The 20,982-nt window shown below is 60.6% G+C and carries 20 protein-coding genes, 1 tRNA gene and 2 pseudogenes; 15 read left to right on the forward strand and 8 right to left on the reverse strand.

The genetic code is table 11. The features are described from left to right. Window positions 1–201 precede the first annotated feature (201 nt). Window positions 202–489 (forward strand): hypothetical protein, encoded by a 288-nt coding sequence (locus tag Q355_RS0107525; RefSeq protein ID WP_027877235.1) that lies wholly within the window; start codon window positions 202–204, stop codon window positions 487–489. 45 nt (window positions 490–534) lie between these two features. Here the strand turns inward: Q355_RS0107525 and Q355_RS0107530 are convergent, their stop codons facing one another. Beyond that, window positions 535–1,107, reverse strand: coding sequence for a LabA-like NYN domain-containing protein (locus tag Q355_RS0107530; protein WP_027877236.1), 573 nt, complete (start codon window positions 1,105–1,107; stop codon window positions 535–537). Between the two features lie 54 nt (window positions 1,108–1,161). On the opposite strand from Q355_RS0107530, the gene Q355_RS0107535 reads away from it, so the two are divergent. Beyond that, window positions 1,162–1,491, forward strand: a complete 330-nt coding sequence (locus tag Q355_RS0107535; RefSeq protein ID WP_027877237.1) for an STAS domain-containing protein — start codon at window positions 1,162–1,164, stop codon at window positions 1,489–1,491. A gap of 101 nt (window positions 1,492–1,592) precedes the next feature. Here Q355_RS0107535 and Q355_RS0107540 read toward each other — a convergent pair whose 3' ends face one another. Continuing rightward, entirely contained in the window at window positions 1,593–2,621 is a 1,029-nt protein-coding gene (locus Q355_RS0107540; RefSeq protein WP_027877238.1) for a zinc-binding dehydrogenase, read from the reverse strand. Window positions 2,622–2,652: 31 nt separating this feature from the next. Continuing rightward, window positions 2,653–3,402 (reverse strand): acetylglutamate kinase, encoded by a 750-nt coding sequence (gene argB, locus Q355_RS0107545; RefSeq protein WP_027877239.1) that lies wholly within the window; start codon window positions 3,400–3,402, stop codon window positions 2,653–2,655. 99 nt (window positions 3,403–3,501) lie between these two features. Between argB and Q355_RS0107550 the strand changes: the two genes are divergently transcribed. From Q355_RS0107550 to Q355_RS17115, 7 genes and pseudogenes are all read left to right on the forward strand, one after another. Next, window positions 3,502–3,576: transfer RNA gene (locus Q355_RS0107550), tRNA-Val, on the forward strand. A 209-nt stretch (window positions 3,577–3,785) separates the two neighbouring features. After that, window positions 3,786–4,832 carry a rod shape-determining protein gene (mreB, locus tag Q355_RS0107555; protein ID WP_027877240.1) on the forward strand — a complete coding sequence of 349 codons (1,047 nt, stop codon included), beginning with the start codon at window positions 3,786–3,788 and terminating at the stop codon, window positions 4,830–4,832. 244 nt (window positions 4,833–5,076) lie between these two features. Next, window positions 5,077–6,069 (forward strand): UDP-3-O-(3-hydroxymyristoyl)glucosamine N-acyltransferase, encoded by a 993-nt coding sequence (locus Q355_RS0107560; protein WP_027877241.1) that lies wholly within the window; start codon window positions 5,077–5,079, stop codon window positions 6,067–6,069. A gap of 16 nt (window positions 6,070–6,085) precedes the next feature. Then, complete coding sequence (locus Q355_RS0107565) at window positions 6,086–6,838, forward strand: UDP-3-O-acyl-N-acetylglucosamine deacetylase (RefSeq protein WP_027877242.1); 753 nt, start codon at window positions 6,086–6,088, stop codon at window positions 6,836–6,838. Between the two features lie 261 nt (window positions 6,839–7,099). Beyond that, window positions 7,100–7,318 carry a hypothetical protein gene (locus Q355_RS0107570; protein WP_027877243.1) on the forward strand — a complete coding sequence of 73 codons (219 nt, stop codon included), beginning with the start codon at window positions 7,100–7,102 and terminating at the stop codon, window positions 7,316–7,318. Window positions 7,319–7,497: 179 nt separating this feature from the next. Then, a complete protein-coding gene (locus Q355_RS0107580; protein WP_027877245.1) occupies window positions 7,498–7,980 on the forward strand; it encodes a transposase in 483 nt (160 codons plus the stop codon). A 37-nt stretch (window positions 7,981–8,017) separates the two neighbouring features. Further along, a pseudogene (locus Q355_RS17115) lies at window positions 8,018–8,315 on the forward strand (IS982 family transposase); the annotation flags it as partial. A 29-nt stretch (window positions 8,316–8,344) separates the two neighbouring features. Here the strand turns inward: Q355_RS17115 and Q355_RS0107590 are convergent. The 4 genes and pseudogenes from Q355_RS0107590 to Q355_RS0107605 form a co-directional block, all read right to left on the reverse strand. Next, window positions 8,345–9,415 (reverse strand): ABC transporter ATP-binding protein, encoded by a 1,071-nt coding sequence (locus Q355_RS0107590; protein ID WP_036258970.1) that lies wholly within the window; start codon window positions 9,413–9,415, stop codon window positions 8,345–8,347. 7 nt (window positions 9,416–9,422) lie between these two features. Beyond that, a complete protein-coding gene (locus tag Q355_RS0107595) occupies window positions 9,423–11,645 on the reverse strand; it encodes an ABC transporter permease (RefSeq protein ID WP_027877248.1) in 2,223 nt (740 codons plus the stop codon). 153 nt (window positions 11,646–11,798) lie between these two features. Next, entirely contained in the window at window positions 11,799–12,827 is a 1,029-nt protein-coding gene (locus Q355_RS0107600) for an ABC transporter substrate-binding protein (RefSeq protein ID WP_027877249.1), read from the reverse strand. Window positions 12,828–13,218: 391 nt separating this feature from the next. Further along, window positions 13,219–13,497 (reverse strand): annotated as a pseudogene (locus Q355_RS0107605) (transposase); the annotation flags it as partial. Between the two features lie 167 nt (window positions 13,498–13,664). Between Q355_RS0107605 and Q355_RS0107610 the strand changes: the two are divergent. The 6 genes from Q355_RS0107610 to Q355_RS0107635 all read left to right on the forward strand — a co-directional run bounded on the left by Q355_RS0107610 (window position 13,665) and on the right by Q355_RS0107635 (window position 19,932). Next, on the forward strand, window positions 13,665–14,627 hold the full coding sequence (locus tag Q355_RS0107610) for a Gfo/Idh/MocA family protein (protein WP_027877251.1): 963 nt from the start codon (window positions 13,665–13,667) through the stop codon (window positions 14,625–14,627). Window positions 14,628–14,685: 58 nt separating this feature from the next. Further along, window positions 14,686–15,129, forward strand: a complete 444-nt coding sequence (gene fabZ, locus Q355_RS0107615) for a 3-hydroxyacyl-ACP dehydratase FabZ (protein ID WP_027877252.1) — start codon at window positions 14,686–14,688, stop codon at window positions 15,127–15,129. Between the two features lie 5 nt (window positions 15,130–15,134). Next, window positions 15,135–15,911 carry an acyl-ACP--UDP-N-acetylglucosamine O-acyltransferase gene (gene lpxA / locus Q355_RS0107620; RefSeq protein ID WP_036258999.1) on the forward strand — a complete coding sequence of 259 codons (777 nt, stop codon included), beginning with the start codon at window positions 15,135–15,137 and terminating at the stop codon, window positions 15,909–15,911. Between the two features lie 17 nt (window positions 15,912–15,928). Next, window positions 15,929–17,131, forward strand: coding sequence for a glycosyltransferase family protein (locus Q355_RS0107625; protein WP_245597524.1), 1,203 nt, complete (start codon window positions 15,929–15,931; stop codon window positions 17,129–17,131). Window positions 17,132–17,342: 211 nt separating this feature from the next. Next, window positions 17,343–19,016, forward strand: a complete 1,674-nt coding sequence (locus tag Q355_RS0107630) for an ABC transporter ATP-binding protein (RefSeq protein ID WP_027877255.1) — start codon at window positions 17,343–17,345, stop codon at window positions 19,014–19,016. A gap of 247 nt (window positions 19,017–19,263) precedes the next feature. Beyond that, window positions 19,264–19,932 (forward strand): RNA-binding protein, encoded by a 669-nt coding sequence (locus Q355_RS0107635; protein WP_027877256.1) that lies wholly within the window; start codon window positions 19,264–19,266, stop codon window positions 19,930–19,932. A 203-nt stretch (window positions 19,933–20,135) separates the two neighbouring features. On the opposite strand, the gene Q355_RS0107640 is transcribed toward Q355_RS0107635, so the two are convergent. Then, on the reverse strand, window positions 20,136–20,828 hold the full coding sequence (locus Q355_RS0107640) for an alpha/beta hydrolase (protein ID WP_027877257.1): 693 nt from the start codon (window positions 20,826–20,828) through the stop codon (window positions 20,136–20,138). Between the last annotated feature and the right edge of the window lie 154 nt (window positions 20,829–20,982).

A 20,982-nucleotide genomic window follows, 5' to 3' on the forward strand; every position in this document is an offset into this window, starting at 1 on the left:
TGTTCTTTCTTTGGGGCCCCGCCTGAAGCGTGGGTGGCAACGGCTCGAAAAGCTAGGGTGCTCTGGCAATCCCTAACGGAACGATTCAGGCGGGTATTCACACCGGCTGGATACATGGGCCAGCGCCGGTGCTTTGGCCTAGGGCCCCAGAGCACAAAGCCAAGCAGGCTCGAGGCCCGCATGGGCGCTTAGACTAAGGGTATGTTTGGCTTTTTTCGCAAACCTGATGAGCACCTCCAGCGCGAGGGCGATACGGCCTTCCGGGTACGGGTTCGCACAGCGCGCAATGGCGATATTGTGGAACTGCGGCTTACCAAGGGCAACGAGATTTCTGCCTCGGACGAAGGAGGGTACTATGTGCGTAAGATTATCGTGTCGCCACAGCATCTGGATCGGGCTGTGCTGGAAATTTGGTTCGACCACGCCTACCGCCCTAAACGCAAGCTGGTGGAGGGTGGCGAGCTGATTCCCATCCGCGATTGGACATAAAAAACCCCTACCCTGGAGGTAGGGGCGCATTCGCTGGGAGAAGGATTACTGTAGCTCGTCCTCGAGGTTGTCCATCAGCCGTTGGGCAAGGCTGCTTTGCTCCTCGCTGGTGAAGCCTTCATCGCTGCTGCTGGGATAACTGCGCCGCCCTCCTCCGGTGCGCTCGAGCTGGGGTTGCAGCTCGCGCAGGTCTAAGTAGCGGTCGCTCTGGTTGCGCAGCTCGAGGTCGGTGAGTTCGGGTACGCCCAGCAGGTGAATCTCCTTGCCCTGGGCCCGCAAGGCCGAAAGGGTGTGGGACAGGTCGCCCGAACCGCTGGCTACTACAGCCCGCTCCCAGCGGGGTGCGGTAATGAGCAGGTCGGTAGCAATCATGGCCTCGAAGCGGGGGTCGCCATGGGTTTCGCGGCTGCGAACGGTGTAGCCCATAAACACCAGCGCATCGAGGAATTTTTGCTGACGTTCATCGTTGCTATCGGTGACGGGCGCATAGTAGAAGGCGTTGTAGAGGTCTTCGGGTTTGGAAAAAACCCCAATCGCCTTCCGGTGGTCAATGTTCCACCCCAAACGCTTGGCCGCATCGTACATGTAGGAGCCGTCAATAAACAAAGCCGTCTTCATCGTCTTTTGTCTCGCTTCCTGGTTTGCGGAGGGGCCATCCGCTACGCTAGATGCATGCTACATCTAGACGGCCCAATCTACTATATCGGTGCGCTCGAGCGACCGTTGGTGATTCAGACAGGGCCACCCCTAGCTCTGCTCTTTACATCATGCGATATTGCCTGTCAATTTCCAAGCATCGTAACGGATTTGGCAGGTCTCGAGGTGCAGGCCGCCTGCGACTGGCGCGCAAAAGAGGAGCTTTTCAAGGCCTTGCTGTGGCAGGGTGTTGAAGTCTATCTGCTAAACCCCGATCCCCGCAAACCCCTGCAAGCAACACGCCATTCGGTGCGGGCCGCGCTGATTTACATACACAGCCACAAAAACCAGACCGCCTGCCTGTGAGTTTGCAATACGCACCTCAAGCGTTTGGCTCGGCCCAGCGTTACACAAACTGGGTACAAGACTGTGAAAAAAACTTGACCTTAGCCCTGAACCGTGCTCCTCTAAACCTCCAAAACCACCTTGCCAAATACGCTGCGTGCTTCCAGTAGGCGGTGTCCCTCGGCGGCCTGGCTGAGGGGCAGGGTTGCCCCCACCACAGGCAATAATCGCCCCTCCTCAACAAACTTCAGGATAGGGAAGAGGCGGCTTTTGGAGGCCATAGTGGAGCCAAAAATAGAGAGCTGACGGTAAAAGATGTGCGAAAGCGGGGTGGTGGCCTCGTAGCCTGAAGAGGCGCCTACCAGGCTAATCCGCCCACCCCAGGCGGTGGCCTTAATGACCCCCTCCCAGTACTGGGCTCCGGTATGGTCTACCACCGCGTCGGCGCCTTTGCCTCCGGTAAGCCTGCGAACTTCTTTGTGCCAGTCGGGCTGGCTGTAGTTGACCCCTTCATCTGCGCCCAGGGCTTTGGCTTTGGCCAGCTTTTCTTCGTTGCTGGCAGTGGCGATAACCCGTGCGCCGTGCAGCTTGGCGATCTGAATGGCCGCTACCGAGACCCCCGAACCCGCAGCCATGACCAGCACATCCTCGCCAGGCCGAACCTGTAGCTTGTCCACTACCATCTGCCAGGCGGTCAGGAAGGTGAGGGGCAACGAAGCGGCCTCGAGCCAGCCCAACCCAGCTGGCTTGGGCAAGATGTTGGCCGAAGGAACCGTGACCAACTCGGCATACCCGCCCCAGCGGTGTTCACCCAGAATCTGGTACTCAGGACAGAGGTTATCCTGCCCGCCCAGACAGCGCTCGCACCGACCACACGAGACCCCTGGGTTCACCACCACAGCATCCCCAGGTTTTATACCGCCAACACCAGCACCTACCGACTCCACCTCGCCAGCAATGTCGCACCCCAGAATGTGGGGTAGGGGAAGCCTGGGGCTGGCTACGCCCTTGCGCACCCAGATATCGAGGTGGTTGAGCGCCACCGCTTTCACGGCAACCCGCACCTGCCCGGCTTCCAGTGCTGGGGGGGCAATTTCGCCATAGCGCAAGACCTCCGGGCCTCCCCTGGACTCCATCCATACTGCTCGCATGGGGCGATTGTGCCATCTAATGCTGTGGCCGTCAAACCACAATCCGCGTGCCTGCTGTGCCCTCCAGAACCCCTTGCAGGATGCCCCGGGCACCCCTGGCGACGGTGGCCCAGGGGGCGCCCTTACGCAGCGCGTTCAGGGCGGCTTCGACTTTTGGAATCATGCCACCGGAGATCGTGCCTTCTTGAATTAAAGCCTGTACCTGTGACTGGCTAAGCTGTGGAAAGCGGCTCGAGGGGTCTTTGGGGTCGCGCAGCACCCCCACCACATCGGTCAGGAAGATGGCCGGCAGGTGTAGCGCTCCGGCGATGGCTCCAGCGGCGGTGTCGGCGTTGATGTTGAGGGGGCCCTGGGGGTCGAGGCCGATGGGGGCCACCAGGGGGGTGAGTCCAGCTTGCAACAACTTTTGTAAGGCATCGGTGTTGACCCTGACCACCTCGCCCACCCGGCCCAGCATGGGGTCTAACAAACGGGCCTGAAGCAGCTCTGCATCCCTTCCGGTCAAGGCCAGGCTGAGCCGCCCACGGCGAGAAAGCCCATCGGCAAGGTGCTTGCCCAGGGTGGTGAGAACCATCTCCACCACTTCCATCTGTTCGGGCGGGGTAATGCGCAACCCCTGATGAAAATGGGTTTCGAAGCCCATCCGGTTCAACCACTCGGCAATTCGGGGGCCACCCCCGTGTACCAGCACTAGGGGCCCGGGATAGGTGCTTATCTCATCGAGCAGCTCCCCTGCTTCCTTGAGACTACCCCCGATTTTTACCAGCAAAGCCTGTTCCATATTGACAATCATACCCAGCGCGGGGCCTTTGCTCGGCTTGACATGCCCCTAAGCGGATGTTACCCTTTTGAGTGCGCTTGCGTGAGCAAGTAGACAATTGGGCGATTAGCTCAGCGGGAGAGCACACGCTTCACACGCGTGGGGTCGTAGGTTCAAATCCTACATCGCCCACCAGCACCAGGACGAGAAAAACCGGAGTCGCTAAGGCTCCGGTTTTTGCTTTATACCCCCAAAATCTTTCCATCGGGCCAACCCCCAAAGGGGTAGGGGCTGCGTGATGCTGTGCACATGGGCTCGAGGTTGGGGCGGAGATTTTACTGTTATGGACAGAAAATAAAAGCCCCACTTTGTGCTTCTCTCGCAAACCTGTACAATAAAGCGCTATGGCTGGGTTATTTTCGTTTCGCGGGGAAGACGTGGGTATTGATTTGGGCACCGCCTCGGTGCTCATTTATGTGCGTGGCAAGGGTATTGTGCTGCGGGAGCCCTCGGTTATCGCTATGGTGAGCGACACCAAAGAGGTCAAGGCAGTAGGGGCCGAGGCTTACCGGATGCTGGGGCGTACCCCTGGCAACATTGTGGCGGCGCGTCCCCTAAAAGATGGCGTAATCGCCGACTATACCCTGACCGAGCGAATGCTCACCCTGTTTATCAAGAAAGTCTTGCCGCCCTTGCGCTTTTTCCGGCCACAGGTGATGGTGGGTGTGCCTTCTGGCGTGACCGAGGTCGAGCGCCGGGCGGTGGTGCAAGCCATCGTGGAGGCAGGCGCCAAGCGGGCCTATCTGATTGACGAGCCCCTGGCCGCGGCCATTGGCGCGGGTATCAAAATTGCCGAGCCGACCGGCAGCATGGTGGTGGATATTGGGGGAGGTTCCAGCGACATTGCGGTTATTTCGCTCGGTGGAATTGTGCGTTCGACCAGCCTGCGTATAGCCGGTAACGAGTTTGACGATTCCATCATCCGGTATATTCGCAACAAGTACAACCTGCTGATTGGAGAACGCACCGCCGAGGATCTCAAGATAAAAATTGGCGCCGCCAAACATGTGCCGGGTGAGCAGGGTATGGTGGCCGAGGTGCGGGGCCGCGACCTGATTTCGGGTTTGCCCAAGAGCATTGAGGTGACCACTGATGATGTGGTAGAGGCCCTCAAAGAACCCCTCGAGAAAATCGTTCAGGGGGTAAAGAGTGTGCTCGAGATCACCCCACCCGAACTGGTGGCCGACATTATCGACCGGGGCATTTTGCTTACCGGTGGGGGCGCCTTGCTGCGCAACCTGGACCTGCTGTTGCAAGAGGCGACAGGGGTTCCGGTGGTAGTGGCCGAAAACGCGGTTGAGGCGGTGGCCCTGGGGACGGGCAAGGCCCTCGACATGCTCCACGTACTGCGAGACGCCCTGGTTACTTCCGATAACGTATTGAAGCGGTAGTTGAGAGCGCACAGAGCCAAGCCATAGGTTCAGGCTGCGCCATAATGGGCTTGCTAAACCCTGGAGGCTTCAGCGCTCAACCCGTAACAAAGACGCGGTATCCATGAACCCCACCCGAAGCGTTCGATTTAGGTCAATGCGAAACCGGCTGGATACAAGCGCCTTTTGGGCGAACCGGGACGACTTCTTATCGGACTGGCTGAGGGGAAACCATTGGGGGCTTGTTTTGGACGCTTAGCCGGGTATGCTGCTCTCTGAAATTGCCCAACACCTAGGGGGTCGCCTCGAGGGCCCCGACACCGAAGTTTCCTGTCTGGCTGCCCCCGACCAGGCCCGGCCCGGCCAGCTGGTGGTGGTGCGGGAGGCACGGTTTTTGCAGGCAGCGCTGGACAGTGGGGCGGCCTTGTTGCTGGATGAGGCCAGCGCGTGTCCCCCGGCGGTCAGCCGAGTTCGCGTGCCCTCGGTGCAAAAGGTCTGGCCGCTGGTGCTGGCCCTTTTTGACGTGCCCGAGACCTGGGCCAGCCCTGGCGTTCACCCTACCGCCACCATCGAGGCTGGGGCCGTGGTAGACCCTACCGCCTCGATTGGGGCCTACGTGCTGGTGTGCCGGGGTGCTCGAGTTGGAGCCGGGGCGGTGGTTGCGCCTTACTGCTACATTGGCGAGGAAGCAGAAATTGGTCCCCGGACGGTGCTCGAGCCCCGGGTTACACTCTACCCCCGCACCTGCCTGGGCGCGGATTGCCACCTTGGGGCCGGCACGGTGCTGGGGGTGGTGGGATTTGGATTTCAGGATAACCGACGCTTGCCCCACACCGGCCGGGTGGTGCTGGAGGATGAAGTCGAGCTGGGAGCCAATTGCGTGGTGCAGCGCAGCGTGGTGGGGGAGACCCGTATCGGGGCCCGCAGCAAAATTGGCGACCTTACCGACATTGGACACAACGTCCAGATAGGCAAGGATGTGGTAATGGTGGGCAGCAGCGCCATTGGCGGCAGTGCCGTGGTGGAGGACGGGGTGTTGATGGGGGGGTGGGTGGTGATTGCCGACCATGTGCGGGTGGGCCAGGCTGCCCGGCTTACCGGCGGTAGCAGCATCTCAAAAGACGTTCCCGCGGGGGAAACCTGGGCCAGCGGGATTCCGGCCCAGCCTGCTTTAAAGCATTGGCGGCGGCTGGCGCTGCTGGACTGGCTGGCCAGCGTAGAGCGTACCCTGCGGCAGCTGCTTAACCAGGGGCGTTAAGGATTTTTGAAGCCCTATGACGATACGTGGAATTGGTCTTCACAGCGGTGAATTCAGCACGGTACGGTTTCATCTGGCCGAGGGGCCGGTGCGCTTCAGGGTGGGGGGGCTCGAGCTGCGCCCCCTGGCCTCGGCGGTGGTTGACACCACCCGTTGCACGGTTTTGGGCCAGCAAAACCTGCGCCTGATGACGGTTGAACACCTGCTGGCGGCGCTATTTATTCGGGGAATTTGGGAAGGTCTGGTGCTCGAGGTAACCGGTCCGGAGATACCCATTCTGGATGGCAGCGCCAGGGAGTGGCTGGCGGCCTTAGCGGATTTTCCGGCGCTAGGCCCCCAGCCTGTGCCGCTGAACGGAGCCATCCGGGTGGTGGAAGGGCGCAGCAGCGTGCTGGCCCAGCCGGGCGAGCAGTTTTCCCTTACCGCAACTGTGCTTTTCCCCCATCCCAAGATTGGCTACCAGCAGGTGCAGTGCCCCCCCACGTCGCTGGAAGAACTGGCTGCGGCCCGAACCTTTGGCTTTTTGCACGAGGTAAAACGGCTGCAGGCTAGCGGGCTAATCAAAGGGGCTTCGCTGGAGAACGCCCTGGTGTTCAGCGAGCACGGCTTTGTTAATACCCCCCGAAAGCTGCACGAGCCTGTGTGGCACAAGGCCCTGGATTTTCTGGGCGATTTGTACCTGGCTGGCCGGCCCTACCGGGGTCAGTTTGTAGCCCACCGGGCCTCGCACCGGCTGCATGTGGAACTGGCAAAGCTGCTTCAAGGCTAATACCGACCTCAGCCGATGCAGGAGGCAGCAATAAAGGGGTGTGCTTTAGGATTCAAACCCCTTGATGTTTTTTGGTTGAAGACTGTCTTCCCGGAAACAATGTCCTCGATTTGTTCTTTTTTTGGGGCCTCCACCTGTAGTGCGGGTAGCAACAGCCTGAAAAAGGATGGTGCTCCAACAGTCCCTAAGGGAACAACTGAAGTTACGCAGAGAAGGGTAAGGCGATAAAATAGGGCTCCCCGCTTACACAGGAGGCCTGAGATGAGTCTAGCACCGGTCGTGAAGGATCTTCAAGCCTTGTTGGTTTCGGTCTCGAACAATACCTGCGTAGGTCTTGCTGATGCAGTCGAGGGCATCTCCCACGATACCCTCAATCGCCTGCTGCAGGGGTCAACCCCGTTGCTGGCGATGCTCCAACGCTTGGTCATCAAGCTGGTTCAGAAAGGTGGATACCTTATTCTGGACGATACCACCCTATAGAAGTTCACCACAGGACTGGGCTGCATCTTCAAGGTCAAGGATCACAAAACCGGAGGCTTCATGCTGGGGATACAGGTGGTGCTGCTGTTGTGGACCAATGGCACCCTCAGCGTGCCGGTAGGTTTTCACCTCTATCGCGGCCAGGAGAAGCACAGCAAACATGGCCTGGCCCTGCAACTGTGGGGCTGGGCCTCCAACCGGAGTACGTACTGTTCGACTCCTGGTATGCCAGTGCCCGCTTGTTGCAATACATCCGAGAGCATGGCAAGCAGCTCCGCTATTTCCGCAGAGGCCCTTACTGGTCAGCGCTGGGGTATCTCAGGGGTGGCATTCCAGTGGTGGTCTACCGGCGGGGGAGCAAGTTCTATGCCAGCAGCGACCTGGAGTTGGACTGGCCCACCCTGCGAAGCCTGCACAAAATCCGCTCCACCATTGAGCAGACCTTCAGAGTCTTGAAGCAAGAATGCGGTTGGGAGGGGGTACAGCAGCAATCCATCCCCGCTTACCGCCGCCATCTCACCCTTGGGCTGCTGGCCTTCATCTATCTGGACCAGCTCAAATCACGCCGCAAAACCACTCCCTACAAGTTGCGACGACAGCTCATCTCCGGCAAGCTCAAGGTCAGCGAGCTTGAGCTACAGCGATTCCTCGAAGCTGCGTAACTTCAGGGAACAATTCAGGCGGGGTTCATATGACGCGTGGATCAGCGAGGGGATCTTCACCCCCGGCCCACTGCGGATGTGGGGGGTTTGTATCTTCTGCCGCGGGGCTTGTTAGAACATTGGAGGATAACCTGGCGATGGCCGATGGTATTCGGATGCGCGCCATCCGCAAGAGGATTGCCCAGCAGGGGCGGAGAATCGTCAAGTCGGTGGGTTCTACCCTGACGGAGCTATTCCCCTATCGCATTCATGCCACCACCCTGCAGGGCTTTGTGCTCAAGGTGTGGGGGTTTATCTTTGCCCACAACTTCAGGCGGCTGGCCAGTATTTTGTAGGTGGCAACTTCATGGCGAGCCCTACCGTTCTAGCCAGGCAGCAGGAAGGTGCCCTGGGGTGCGAACTGCACTTTGACCTTCTCGCCCCGACCGGGCAGCTCGGGGGCATCCCCTGCGACCACCCCCTCGAGCCTCCCCACCGCGGTATCCACGCTAAACTCGGTGGAAGAGCCCAAAAAAGCCACGCCATGCATGGTGCCCTCGAGGCCCTCCCCTTCCCTAAAGACCCGCAGCGCCTCGGGGCGTACCATCACCGTTACCTTGCCCGAGATGCCGCTTTGCTGGTGGGGCTGGCTGTAACCTGCCACCTGGATTAGACCGCCGCTGTAATGCCCTTCGATGAAGTTGGCCCGCCCGATGAAGTCGGCGGCGAAGCGACTGACGGGCCGGGTGTAGAGGGTGCGGGGGTCGCCTTGCTGCTCGATGACCCCTTTGTTCATCAGCACCACCAGGTCGGAGATGGCCATGGCCTCTTCCTGGTCGTGGGTTACGTAAAGCGAGGTGATGCCAAGCTCCTGCTGGATGTCGCGGATTTCCTCGCGCACCCGCTTGCGCAGTTTGGCATCGAGGTTGGAAAGCGGTTCGTCGAAGAGTAGAATCCGCGGCTGCATGACCAGCGAGCGGGCCAGGGCCACCCGCTGCTGCTGCCCTCCCGATAAAGCCGCTACCGGGCGCTCCTCGAGGCCCGTCAGGCCCACCAGGCGCACCACCTCGGCCACCCGCTCGCGGATTTCTTCTTTGGGCCGGCGGGTGACCTGTAAGCCATAGGCGATGTTCTGGTAGACGTTCATGTGGGGGAAGAGGGCGTAGCTCTGGAACATCATGGTGATGTCGCGCAGGTAGGCCGGCAGGCGGGTCACATCCTCTCCGCCGAACAGAATGCGGCCTTCGGTAGGGCGCTCCAGTCCGGCCACCATGCGCAGGATGGTGGTTTTGCCACAACCCGAAGGGCCCAGCAAGGTGACGAGCTTTCCTGCGGGCAGCTCCAAATCCACCTTTTCTACCGCGGTGACTTTGCCAAATTTCTTGACGATGCCCTCGAGCCTCACCGAGACTGCGTTTTGCGTACCCCTCTGATTGGCTGTTACTGTTTGCTGCATGTTGACCTCACACCGCGGACTCTAGCGAGGTGCCGCGTCCCAACCGCCTCGAGACGGCAAACAAAATCAGGATGACCGTGAGCAGCCCGAAAATCATCACCGTGGCCATGGCTGCGCCCCGGCCCAGGTCGCCTTGCTCGATCCAGCGCAGCATCAGCACGGTGGCCAGAGTGTTTCCAGGGCTAATCAGGAAAATAATCTGGCTGATGGCGGTCATGCCGCGCACAAACGCAAAAACCAGCCCGGCCAAAAGCTGCGGGATGAGCAAGGGCAACAACACCCGGCGCAGGGTGGTGCTGGAGGGAGCCCGCAGCAGGGTAGAGGCCTCCTCGAGGCTCTTGTCAATCTGTGAAAGGCCCGAGATAACCCCCCGCACTGCTGCCGGCATGTTACGAAAGACCAGCGCCAGCACGATGATGATGCCGGTGCCGGTGAGCAGCCAGGGGCCGGTGTTGAAGGCCAGAATGTAAGCCACGCCCATCACGGTACCGGGAGTGGCGAAAGAAAGCATCGAGCCCACTTCCAAGAGCCCTCGCCCCCAAAACTGCTGCCTCGAGACCAGGTAGGCGATCAAAAAGCCGACCAGGGTAGCGATAATGGCACTGAGGAAAGCCAGTTGAGCGGTTTTGAACAGCACCGGCAGGCCCAGGTTGGTCAGGTCTAGGTAGTGCTTTAAAGTAAAGCTGTTGTTGATGCCCCATATCTGCACAAAGGAGCCGTAGAAAATAGAGAGGTACAGCAGCACCACCGCCAGGCCCCACAGGGCCAGGATGGTTTGCAGGGTGCGCTCGAGCCAGACCGGAAGGGGCGAGAAGTTGCCGGCCCCCGGCTTGCCCGTAACTGTGACAAACGAAGTGTTTCCCAGCCAAAGCCGTTGAAGGCCAAATATGGTCAGTACCAGACACAACAGCACCGCGCCATAGACCGCGGCCTCGTTGGGGTCGTAGCGTCCTGTGAGGGCCAGAAAAACCTCGGTGGCCAGGAAGTTGCGATCACCCCCCAGCAGCATGGGGTTGCCGAAATCGGCCAGCGACTCGATGATGGTGAGCAAAAAAGCAGCGGCCAGCCCAGGGCGCAACAGCGGCCAGGTAATGTCGCGGAAGGTCTGCCAGGGGTGGGCCCGTAGGGTGGTCGAGGCCTCCTCGAGGGCGGGGTTCAGGCCCTGTACCGAGCCGCGCAAAATAAGGAAAGCCACCGGGGTGAAGGCGAAAATTTGTGCGATCGCCACCCCGTTGATACCAAACAGAAAGCTGGTCTTGAGGCCCAGCAGGTCGCTGGTAATGATGCCGCTGCGACCCAGCCAGTAAATGAGGGCAAAGGCGAACACAAAAGGCGGGGTGATTAGGGGCAGCAAACTCACCACCCCCAGGCTGCGGCGCACCCAGGCGGTTCTGGAGCGCTGCTCCAGCAGGGCAAAAACCAGTCCCAGCGCTGTGGTGATGGGGGCCACGATGAGGGCGAGGTATAAGCTGGTGGGGAAAGCCCCGCCGCCGAAAATGCCCGCACCCACGATCCAGCCCAGCACCAGACCCACCCCCAAGCCAGTGAAGACTCGAGGCCAGCGCAAGCCCCCGCGTGCTGCAAGCCCTGCCCCAAGTATTCCTGCGACCAGGGTGATCAGGTAAACCAACTGTTGCTCTGAACGGTCGGTGTAGGGGTTTTCGATGGTGATGAAGAGGGGGGAGGTCAGAACGCTTTGAATCTTGTTCAGGGTGAAAGCGCCTTTTACCATCACCGACTCGCGCAACACCGTAAAGAGCGGGTAAACAATAAACAGCAGCACGAACAGGGAACACACCAGGATGCTACTGGTTACAAAGGGATCGTTCTGGATTATCCCCGACTCGCTCAAGCCGATGCCCACCACTACCAGCAGCGCTGCTAGAGCGATGAAAGCCCCTATTCCAAAAGGCACCGAAGTAGTGATCAGCCAGCCCACGCCAGCCAAGAACCCTGCGCCGCCCAGCCCCACCAAGGCATAGCCCCGCTGTACCAGGGGTAGATGCAGCAAGCTTGAAAGTGCCAGAACCACCACAATCGCCAGTAGTACCCCGCCCAGCAGGGGTGCTTGGTTCAAAACCAGCAGCTTGCTATCGAACTCGAGCAGACTGCGGTCGGTACGGCTCCACGGCAACAGCAACAGGCTCATCAGTGCAGTAAGTCCGGCGATCCAGGCCGGAGATCGCCCACTGGCAATGCCGCTGGGGCTTGGTTTTCTTATTACCGCCATGCTGGCTCCTTGCATTAAGGAACTCGAGCCTTTGCTTGGATTCGGCTCGAGTTCGTCACCCTTTACCTGTGAATCGCCATGCTTGACTGCGCGCTAAGCCCGAGCACCCGGAAAAAATGCCCCAGCAAAACCCTCAGCCCTGGACGTGCGGCCTTAGCGGCGGGGCAGTGGGAAGACTTCTCGAGTCCAGCGGGTAATCAGTCGGGTGCGTAGGTCGGGATCCCCGAACTTCTTGGCATCGTAGTTGATCAGCTTGAAGTCTTTAGGATTGGGAATGCCTTCTACCAGGGGGGTTTTGGTATTGGAGGGCAACGAGAATATTCCCACCCGGAAGGCTACTGCTTGCCCCTCTGGCGAGACAGCCCAGTCCATGAAGGCCTGCGCGTTGGCCTTGTTTTTGGCCCCACGTACTAGGCTTAGGCCCCCAATTTCGTAACCGGTGCCCTCACAAGGGGCCACAATTTCGATGGGGAAACCCTGCTTCTTGAACTCCACCAGGTCGTGCATGAACTGAATCCCAATCCCAATCTCGCCGCGCCCCAGGGCAATGCGCGGGGCGACGCCCGAGCGGGTGTACTCGGCCACGTTCCGGTGGTAGCTTTTCATTAGGTTAAATGCTTCCTCTTCGCCAAAAAGCTGAACCAGGGTAGCAATCTGCGTGTAGGCGGTTCCCGAGGTGTTGGGGTTTGAGACCTGGATCAGGCCCCTATAGGCCGGGTTGGCCAGATCCTTCCAGCAACGCGGAATGGGCGCGCCCCGGTCTTGTAGTACTTTGGGGTTGACACCAAAGCCCAGGATGCCCTGGTAGAGCGGGGTGTAGGTGGTGCCGATGGCCGCTTTCATGGTGGGCGAGAGGTCGTTGTAAGCCTTTACGCGATACCATTCTGTGATGGCATCCTTGAAGGCCTCGTAGTGGGGGTCGCCGGTACCGCCGAACCAGACATCGAAAGTGGGGTTGGCCTGTTCGGCCCGCAGGCGGGCCAGGGCTTCGTTGGTCGAGACGCTGACGATGCGCACGTCAATGCCGGTAGCCTGCTTGAAGGCCGGCCCAAGGGCCTCGCACCAGTTTTGGGTCACACTGCATATCACATTGACCACCCGTTGTTGGGCAAAGCCCATGCTCATGGCCAGGAGTGCAGCCGCAAGAACCCCCCAGCGGACATTCCGCTTCCACATAGTCATATTGAGCCTCCTCGGGTGAATGATACGGCTTACTGGAAAAATGTCAAGATTCATGTCGCCCACGTGACAGAGAATAACTGGCTAAACATCAAATAGGCTGAGCTATATCTAAACTCAGGTTGCCACCTATCGCACTCTTCACAGAGGTGGCCTCCCGGATGGGAGGCCACTGTGCTGTGCGGTATAACGCAATCAAGTTTTTGAGCGGCCCAATAGTTGTGAAGAGCGCTTTATACCAGATTCGGTTAGTTCGTCACCGAACGGTGACGAACTAACCCGACCGAAGGGAGTGCTCTAGGATTCAAAAAGATAGCCTCTTAGCGCTTTTTGTTTGAAGATTATCTTTTTGAATCCGGTATTACTTGCAGCAACCGAAATCCTGTGTTCCTATTAAGGCCTCCTGACGGCTTTCTGCCTGGTACACCCCGCGTAGATACTTGGCAACCGCCCCCCGATCTTGCACCCGCACCTGGGAAAGGCTGGAGCGGATCATGTGCACCACGCAGCGCTGCCACTCGGCGCCAGGGTAGACCCTCTGGATGGCTTGCTGGAGACCTACCAGACCGTTGGTGATGAACAGCAGCACCCGCCTGAGTCCCCGATGCCATAAGCTCTTCAACGCCTCTTCCCAGGCCAAAGCACTCTCTGTGGGCTAAAGCCAGAAGCCCACCTCGCCAAGTCTGTACAGCCTCAAAAGTGAGGGATGCCACCCCCGCGGGCTGTGATTTTCCCGAGCTTTTGCTAAAGACAAAGCATGCGAAAGTGGTTGTAAATGGAGGTTTGAGTGTATCATCCTGCTTGGGAAGCAGGGCTTTTGCATCACGTCACGAGGATTCTATGGAGCTAAATGTTGGCGTTGTGGGTGTTGGTGTGATGGGGACGTATCACGCTCAGGTATACGCAGGGCTGCCAGGGGTTCGGCTGGTAGGGGTGGCCGATCCCGACCCTTTTCGTCAGGCCGCTATTGAGCAGGATTTAGAAGTACCGGCCTTTGCCAGTCCGGTGGAGCTGCTGGGTAAGGTTCAGGCGGTCTCGATTGCTTCGCCTACCTCACTACACTTCGAACAGGCCCGCATGTTTTTGGAGGCTGGGGTGCATGTGCTCTTGGAAAAGCCCATGACCCGCACCATGCAAGAGGCGAAGGAACTGGTGCGCTTGGCTGAAAAACGCGGGGTTGTTTTGCAGGTGGGGCACATTGTGCGCTTTTACCGGGCCGTAAATGACCTGATGAGCATGGTTAAGACCCCCTGGGTGCTCGAGGCCCGCCGCATAGGCAACAACCGCCGGATACGCGACATCGGGGTGGTGCTCGACCTGATGATTCATGACCTGGATCTGGTGCTGCTGCTTTTGCGGGAAAAGCCCCTGCGCTACAGCGTGGTGGGTCGGCAGGTGGAGGGGCTGGACGAGTACGCCCAGGCCGTGGTGGATTTTCCTTCGGGAGCCCGGGCGCTTTTTACAGCCAGCCGAATTTCCCCCCAGGCCGAGCGTTCGCTGACCATTACCCAGCCCGGTGAGGTGTTGCGCCTGGACTTCAACAGCGAGTACACCGAGCTCTCGTTGCATCGGGCCCCCCCTGTGCAACCCGACCCCGACCGGGCCGAGCCCAACGGGCGTACCCAGGTGCAGACCGAGCGCATTGCCATTCACAACGACAACCCCCTGCGTCGCCAGCTCAAACATTTTGTGGATCGAATTCAGAAGGGGGAACCCTCGCTGACAACCCTCGAGGACGACCTTTTAGCCCTCGAGCTGGCCCTCGAGCTTTCCAGTGCCCTACAGCCAGTGATGACCCGGTAGCGCCGCTGGGTTTTGCCTGGGCCCTGGTCTCCAACCTCCGACCCTTTAGTATTAAGCCGTGGACATTTACCAAATCCTGAAGCTTTTGCCGCACCGATACCCTTTTTTGCTGATCGACCGGGTTCTGGAAGTCGACGAGAAGCGCTTTCGGGCCCTAAAAAACGTCACCTTCAACGAGCCCCACTTCCAGGGACATTTTCCGGGCTACCCCATAATGCCGGGAGTGCTGCTGATTGAAGCCATGGCCCAGGGCTCGGTGGCGGTGGTAATCCAGCAACCGGAGTACAAGCCTGGGGGGCTGGTGTTTTTGGTAGGGGTCGAGGAGGCGCGCTTCAAAAAGCCGGTGGTTCCGGGCGATACCCTGATTCTGGAAGGGGAACTCCTGGGCTACCGGCGGGGTTTGGGTAAGGTAAAGGTCGAAGCCCGCGTAGAAGGCGAGTTGCGGGCCGAGGCCACCTTAACCTTTGTGCTGCGTTCTGAGACGGGAGGGGCGGTTCAGTGAGCCGGATGACCATCCACCCCACGGCAGTGGTTTCGCCCAGGGCCCACCTGGCTTCTGACGTCAAGGTGGGGCCTTACGCCGTTATCGAGGGCCCCTGTGAGATTGGCCCAGGCGTAGAACTGGGGGCCCACGCGGTGATTCACCCATTTGTGCGGCTTTTAGCAGGGGTCAAGGTGGGGCCGCACGCGGTGCTGGGGGGTGAGCCGCAAGACCTGAGCTTCAGGGGGCAGGAGACCTGGCTTGTGGTCGGAGAAAACACGGTGTTGCGCGAAGGCGTGATCTTGCACCGCTCTACCCGTGAAGAACAACCCACCCGTATCGGCTCGAGCTGCTACCTGATGGGTCACGTTCACGTGGGCCACGATGCCCAGGTGGGCAATGGGGTCATTCTGACCCAGGGGGTAGCGGTAGCGGGACACGTTGAGATTGGCGACTACGCGGTGATAGGGGGGCTGGCCGGCATCCACCAGTTTGTGCGGATTGGAACCCGGGCCATGATAGGGGCCCTCTCCAAACCCACCCGGGACGTCCTGCCCTTTACCCTGGCCGAAGGCAGCCCGGCCCTGCACTACCGTCTCAACACGGTGGGGTTGCGCCGGGCGGGCATCACGGGCGAGCGTTACCGGGCGCTCGAGCAAGCCTTCCGAGCTGTGCGCGAAGGCCGCTCCCTCGAGGGCCTGCCCGATACCGAGGAAGTGCAGACGCTCAAAGCCTTCCTGGCGGCTCCTTCCCGGCGCCATCTCTCGGGCTTTGTGCGGGGTGAGCCGAGCTTTGAGGGATAAGGCCAAAGGCCAACCCTATGCCACCGAATAAGCTGCACCAAGGCCAGATGCTGGACGAAATTCTGCTCCTGACCAACGGCCCCGGCGAGCTTTCGACCTGGGTACCGCCGGTGCTCTCGCGCTTGCGGCAAGAGATGCCGAAGGCCCGTATCGAGCTGTTCTTGATTCGCGACCAGTTTGCTGCCGGAACCGAGCAGGCCAAGGCCAAAGGGCTCTGGCTGGATGCCCTTTCGGGCCGGGCGGAGCTGGCCCGCAGGCTGCTGGGACGCAAGGCCAGGGGGCGAGGCATGGTGTTAATGCTGGGGGGTGCGCCCCGCGACGCGGCTTTGCTGGGCCGGGCCACGGGCTACCCCGCTTTTTCCTACACCTTCGACGCCAGGGCCCACCACCCTGGCCTGCGAGCGGTGCTGGTGGACTCTGAGCGCACCAAAGCGGCCATGCAGGCTCGAGGGGTGAACCCGGCCCGCATAGCGGTGGTGGGAAATCTGGTGGTGGATGCCCTGAAGGAATCGCCCGTGCAGCCTGCCCCCCAGGCCGATGTGTTGCTGTTTGCGGGTAGTCGCCCCTTTGCCGCCCGCTACCTGCTGGGGTTTTTGCTGGCGGTGGCCGAGCAGATGGCGGCTCGGCGGCCTGAACTCAGGTTCGCCTGGGTGCGCAGCCGCCTGCTGCCGGAGGCGGTGGTGGCCGAGGCGCTGGAGGGTGGGTTGGTGAAGGATATAGGCGGGGTGGGGGCCCGCTGGGTGGGCGACCGCCTGCAAACTTCTGGGGGCCTCGAGGTGGCCGTGCTCGATGAGCCCCAGCGTTATGCCGCCATGCGCCAGGCCTCCCTGGCCATCACCATCCCCGGCACCAACACCCTCGAGCTGGCCCTGGCTGGCCTGCCTTCACTGGTGCTTTTGCCATTGCACAAGCCGGAGATGCTGCCCCTCGAGGGCATCTGGCACTGGCTCTTGAGCTGGCCGGGGGCCAGGAACCTCAAGGCGGGTTTTGTTCGGCGCCTGGTGGCACAGATGCCCCACCTGGCCTTACCCAACCAGTGGCTGGATGAGCGAGTTTTTCCCGAGTTACGCGGTATCTTCAGCCCTGCCGAGGTGGCCGCAAGGGGCCTCGAGCTCCTCACGCCCGAGCGAACCCAGGAGGTGCGGGCCAAGCTGCAGCGCCTGGAAGCCTCGCCCGGCGCTGATAATCTGGTGGAGTATGTGCTGGAGCACAGCGGGTAAGGGCCTGCCGTTTGGTTGCCTGTAGGGGTAGTCTTGGCTGGGGCATACTTAAATATGGTTCCAGATTTCCCTTGTGCACGCACCGCTTCGAACATGAACCCTACCAGGAGCGTTCTGTTTGGAGCAGGTCAAAACCTCTCAGATTTCCTGCCAGTGCTTCTGGTGGGGGCTAGAGCAAAAAAGACGAATCAAGGACACCTCTTCTAACCCTATGAACCTCCTCCAACTTCTACGCCCCTTCTGGTCGCAAATCCTACTGGCTGCTGGGCTGGCCGTGCTGCCTGCCCTTGCCCAGGCCTGGCTGCCGGGGCGGGTGGTCAAGCCCCTTTTCGACCAGGTGCTTTCCGGACAGTTTGAGCGCCTGGGCCAGGTGCTTTGGGCCGGGGCTGGGTTGCTGTTGCTGCTGGTGGTGAGCGGGTATGCGCTGGAAGCCTTTATGGGCTATATCTCGGTCAAAATTCCGGCGGTCTGGCGGGAGCGGCTGTTCGAGCGCCTGCTGCAAACCGACCTGATGGCCCTTCCGTCCTCTTCCGCCGGGCTGACCGGGCGGCTGGTGGCTGATTTGAAAGAACTCGAGGGCTTTTTGTTTTATAGCCTGGGGGGGCTTCTGATGCAGGGCGTGTTGCTGCTGGCCCTGTTCTGGCAGCTTTTGCTGCACTACACCCAGCTCACCCTTTACCTGCTGCTCGTACTGCCGCCGATGGCTTTGCTGCTGGGCTGGATTGGATCCTGGGTTACCCATTACAGCCGCCGCACCCAGGCCGCCCTGGAGCGGCTCTTCAGCCGCATGGCCGAAGGTTTTGGGCGGCTGGAGCTGGTTCGGGCGCTGCACCTGGAAGACTTCATGCGCGAGCGCTTTCGCCGTAGCAACCAGCAACAATACCGGCTGGGGCGCACCCGCAGCCTGATAGCCGCTTTGAACCTGCCTTTAGGACAGCTCGCCACCACCTCCATTCTGGGTTTGCTGCTTTTTTTGGGGGTGGGCGCGGTACAGCGCGGGCAGATGACGCCAGGCGACCTGACGGCCTTTCTGAGTCTATTGGCCCTGGCCATCACCCCCCTCCAGGTGCTAAGCCGCATTGGAACTGGGTTTGCCCAGGCCGAAGGGGCAGCCGCCCGCCTGGTGGAGTTGCTAAAGCTACCCCAGGCCCCTGTTATGGGCCAGCTCCGGCCCCAGGCCCTGGCGGGGGAGCTCGAGCTGCGCCAGCTTAGCTTTGCCTACCCCGGCAGCCCGGCCACCCTGCAAGACCTCAACCTGCACATAAAACCGGGCTCATTTACGGCCATTGTGGGCCCCTCAGGGGCTGGCAAGAGCACCCTGCTGCGCCTGCTTCTGGGCCTGTACCGCCCCAGTGAAGGGCAGGTTTTGCTGGATGGGCGCGACCTGCAAAGCTACGACGCCCACTGGCTGCGTTCCCGCCTGGCCTGGGTTCCACAGGAACCTTTGTTGTTTGCCGGAACCGTGCAGGAAAACCTGGCTGCTCTGGCCCCCAAGGCCACCCCGGAGGGCATGCTAAAAGCCCTGGCGACGGTGGGCTTGCAGGACGAGATAGGCCTCTCAACCCTGCTGGAAGACCATGGTGGGGGGCTTTCGGTGGGGCAGCGGCAGCGGTTGGCTATTGCGGCGGCGCTGTTGCGGGAGGCTCGGGTGCTTTTGCTCGACGAGATTACCAGCGCACTGGATCGCAGCAGCGAGGGGCAGGTGATGGCGGCCCTCGAGGCCGCTCGAGCTGGCCGCACGGTGATTGTGGTAGCGCATCGCCTCTCCACCGTGCAGCAGGCCGACCAGATTGTGGTGATGGAGGGGGGTCGGATTGTGGAGGTGGGCCGCCACGCCGAGCTGATGGCTCTGGGCGGGGTTTACGCGGGGCTGTGGCAGGGGTAAAAAGTGTGCATAGCCCGCTTTGGGCTAATTGCTTTCCAGGCTCCATGTGGTGTGGCCTTCAGGGTAGAATTCCCCAAGCGGCCAGCCGCGTGAACCATGCAGTATAGAGCGGCCTTCAGAGAAAATGGCAAAAACTGGTCATTACGAGTGCTGTCAAAGGCTTATTTTTTGCCGCTGGGAAATTCGAAACGCTCTGTCGTTTTCTTGCAGTGTCAAAAATAGCGAATACCACGATAGGTAGGAGACTATGCAGGAATACCTGAAAAAAGCTCGAGGTGGCCGGGTGGTGCAGACCCCCTTTTTGGAGGCCGAGGCGCTGGAGGAGCTCCGCCGCCTGGCTAAGCAGGAAGGCCTTCGCCTCGAGGCCTTTGGGGGCCTGCCGCTGGCCTCGAGGCAGGTGGCGGTGCTGTTCCCCGAGCACATCCCCGTGGTGGCCGACCCCACCCGGGTGGTGTTCCTGGCCTTTGAGGGGGATCTGGAGGCCCTGGAGGATAAATTGCGCGCAGCACTGGAGCCAGAACTGCTGGGCGATATTGAAGAGACCCGGGAAGGCTTTTTGCTGGCCACCCTGCCCAAAGGGCTCAAAACCCTGCAAGATTTGGGAATCCAGGCCCAGGAAGCCGCCCCTGAGCAGTTGCCCAAAGCGCGGGAACGCACCCGCAGCGTGGTGGTGCCCAGCCTGCGGGTAGACGTGGTGGGGGCCAAGGGCTTTGGGGTTTCGCGCACCTACTTTGCCCAGGGGGTCAAGGCCGGCAAGGTCAAACTGCGGGGCAAAACCGCCTCCGCCAAGGACGAGATGGCCGAGGGCGACTACCTGCTGGCCGAAGGGCTGGGCAGCCTGGTGGTCAAAAAGGTGCTGGGCCAGACCAAGCGGGGCAACATGAAGCTGGAGCTCGAGGTTCAGCGGTCTGGGTAGTGCTTGTTACGACCGGCATAGTTTGAAGACCGCTTGACTATTTCTTATCAGGTTGGCTGAGGTTGTCGAAGCCAACGCTAACGTGGGCATTCATTACAGAGTGTTCCCTTCGACGGGCTTAGGGAACACCCGCTATCGCTTAGGCTCTGTATCACTCTGTATCAGAGGAACAATCCAGCGAGATTTCGTATGTGAAGAGCGTTCTAGGTTGCGAGCTTCTCTTGTAGCCAGGTGGTGATGTCGTCGGAAATCTGCTGGGCCAGCGGGTCTAAAAGCATGTCGTGCTGGCTGGGATAGACGCGGTACTCCTTGTGGGGGCCCCCGATCAGGTCAAAATAGCGTTGCACTGCGGCTTTGGGTACGGAGTCGTCGTGGGCTGCCTCGAGCACCAACGCCGGAGCCTTAACCCTGGGCAAAAGCTCGGGAACCCGCTGCTGGAGCGCAACCAACTGGGCCAGGGCCGAGGTGGGAAAGTTGGGGTAGTTGGGGCTTTTGGCGCGTCGCCTGGCTTCTTCGGCAGGGTCGGTGCTGTAAGCCCAGGGCTTGATGTACTGCAACAGCGGGGCCAGGTAGGCCAGGCGGTTCTTGAAGCCCAAGGCCGGAGCCAGGGCCACCAGGGCGGTGGTTTTGTGTTCGGCGGCCAGCCAGCCCGCCAGCAACCCCCCCATCGAGAGCCCCACCACGGCCCGGGGTTCGGGCAGCGCCAGGTAGGCTTCGCGGGCGGTCTGGAGCCAGTCCAGCCAGCGCACACCGCGCAGGTCTTCGGGTTGGGTACCGTGGCCGGGCAGGGTGGGTTGGGCCACGTTGAATCCGGCCTTGCGGAGGGTTTCGGGTAGGGGCCCCATGGTCAGGATAGGGTGAGAGGTAAAGCCGTGTAGAACCAGAATGTTTGACATGAGCCAGCCTTAGCATACCGTATGCGGGCTCTGCACACGGTATTTTCGCCAGACCCCTCTCCAAAGCCACAGGGAGGGCTCAACCCCGCTCAGCTTTGACCTGAAGCCCGTGTCAGGGTTTGGTTCATCGCAGCTTGCTGGCCTGGGCCGCTTG

The sequence above is a fragment of the Meiothermus cerbereus DSM 11376 genome (assembly GCF_000620065.1).
GTDB classification, from domain to species: domain Bacteria; phylum Deinococcota; class Deinococci; order Deinococcales; family Thermaceae; genus Meiothermus; species Meiothermus cerbereus.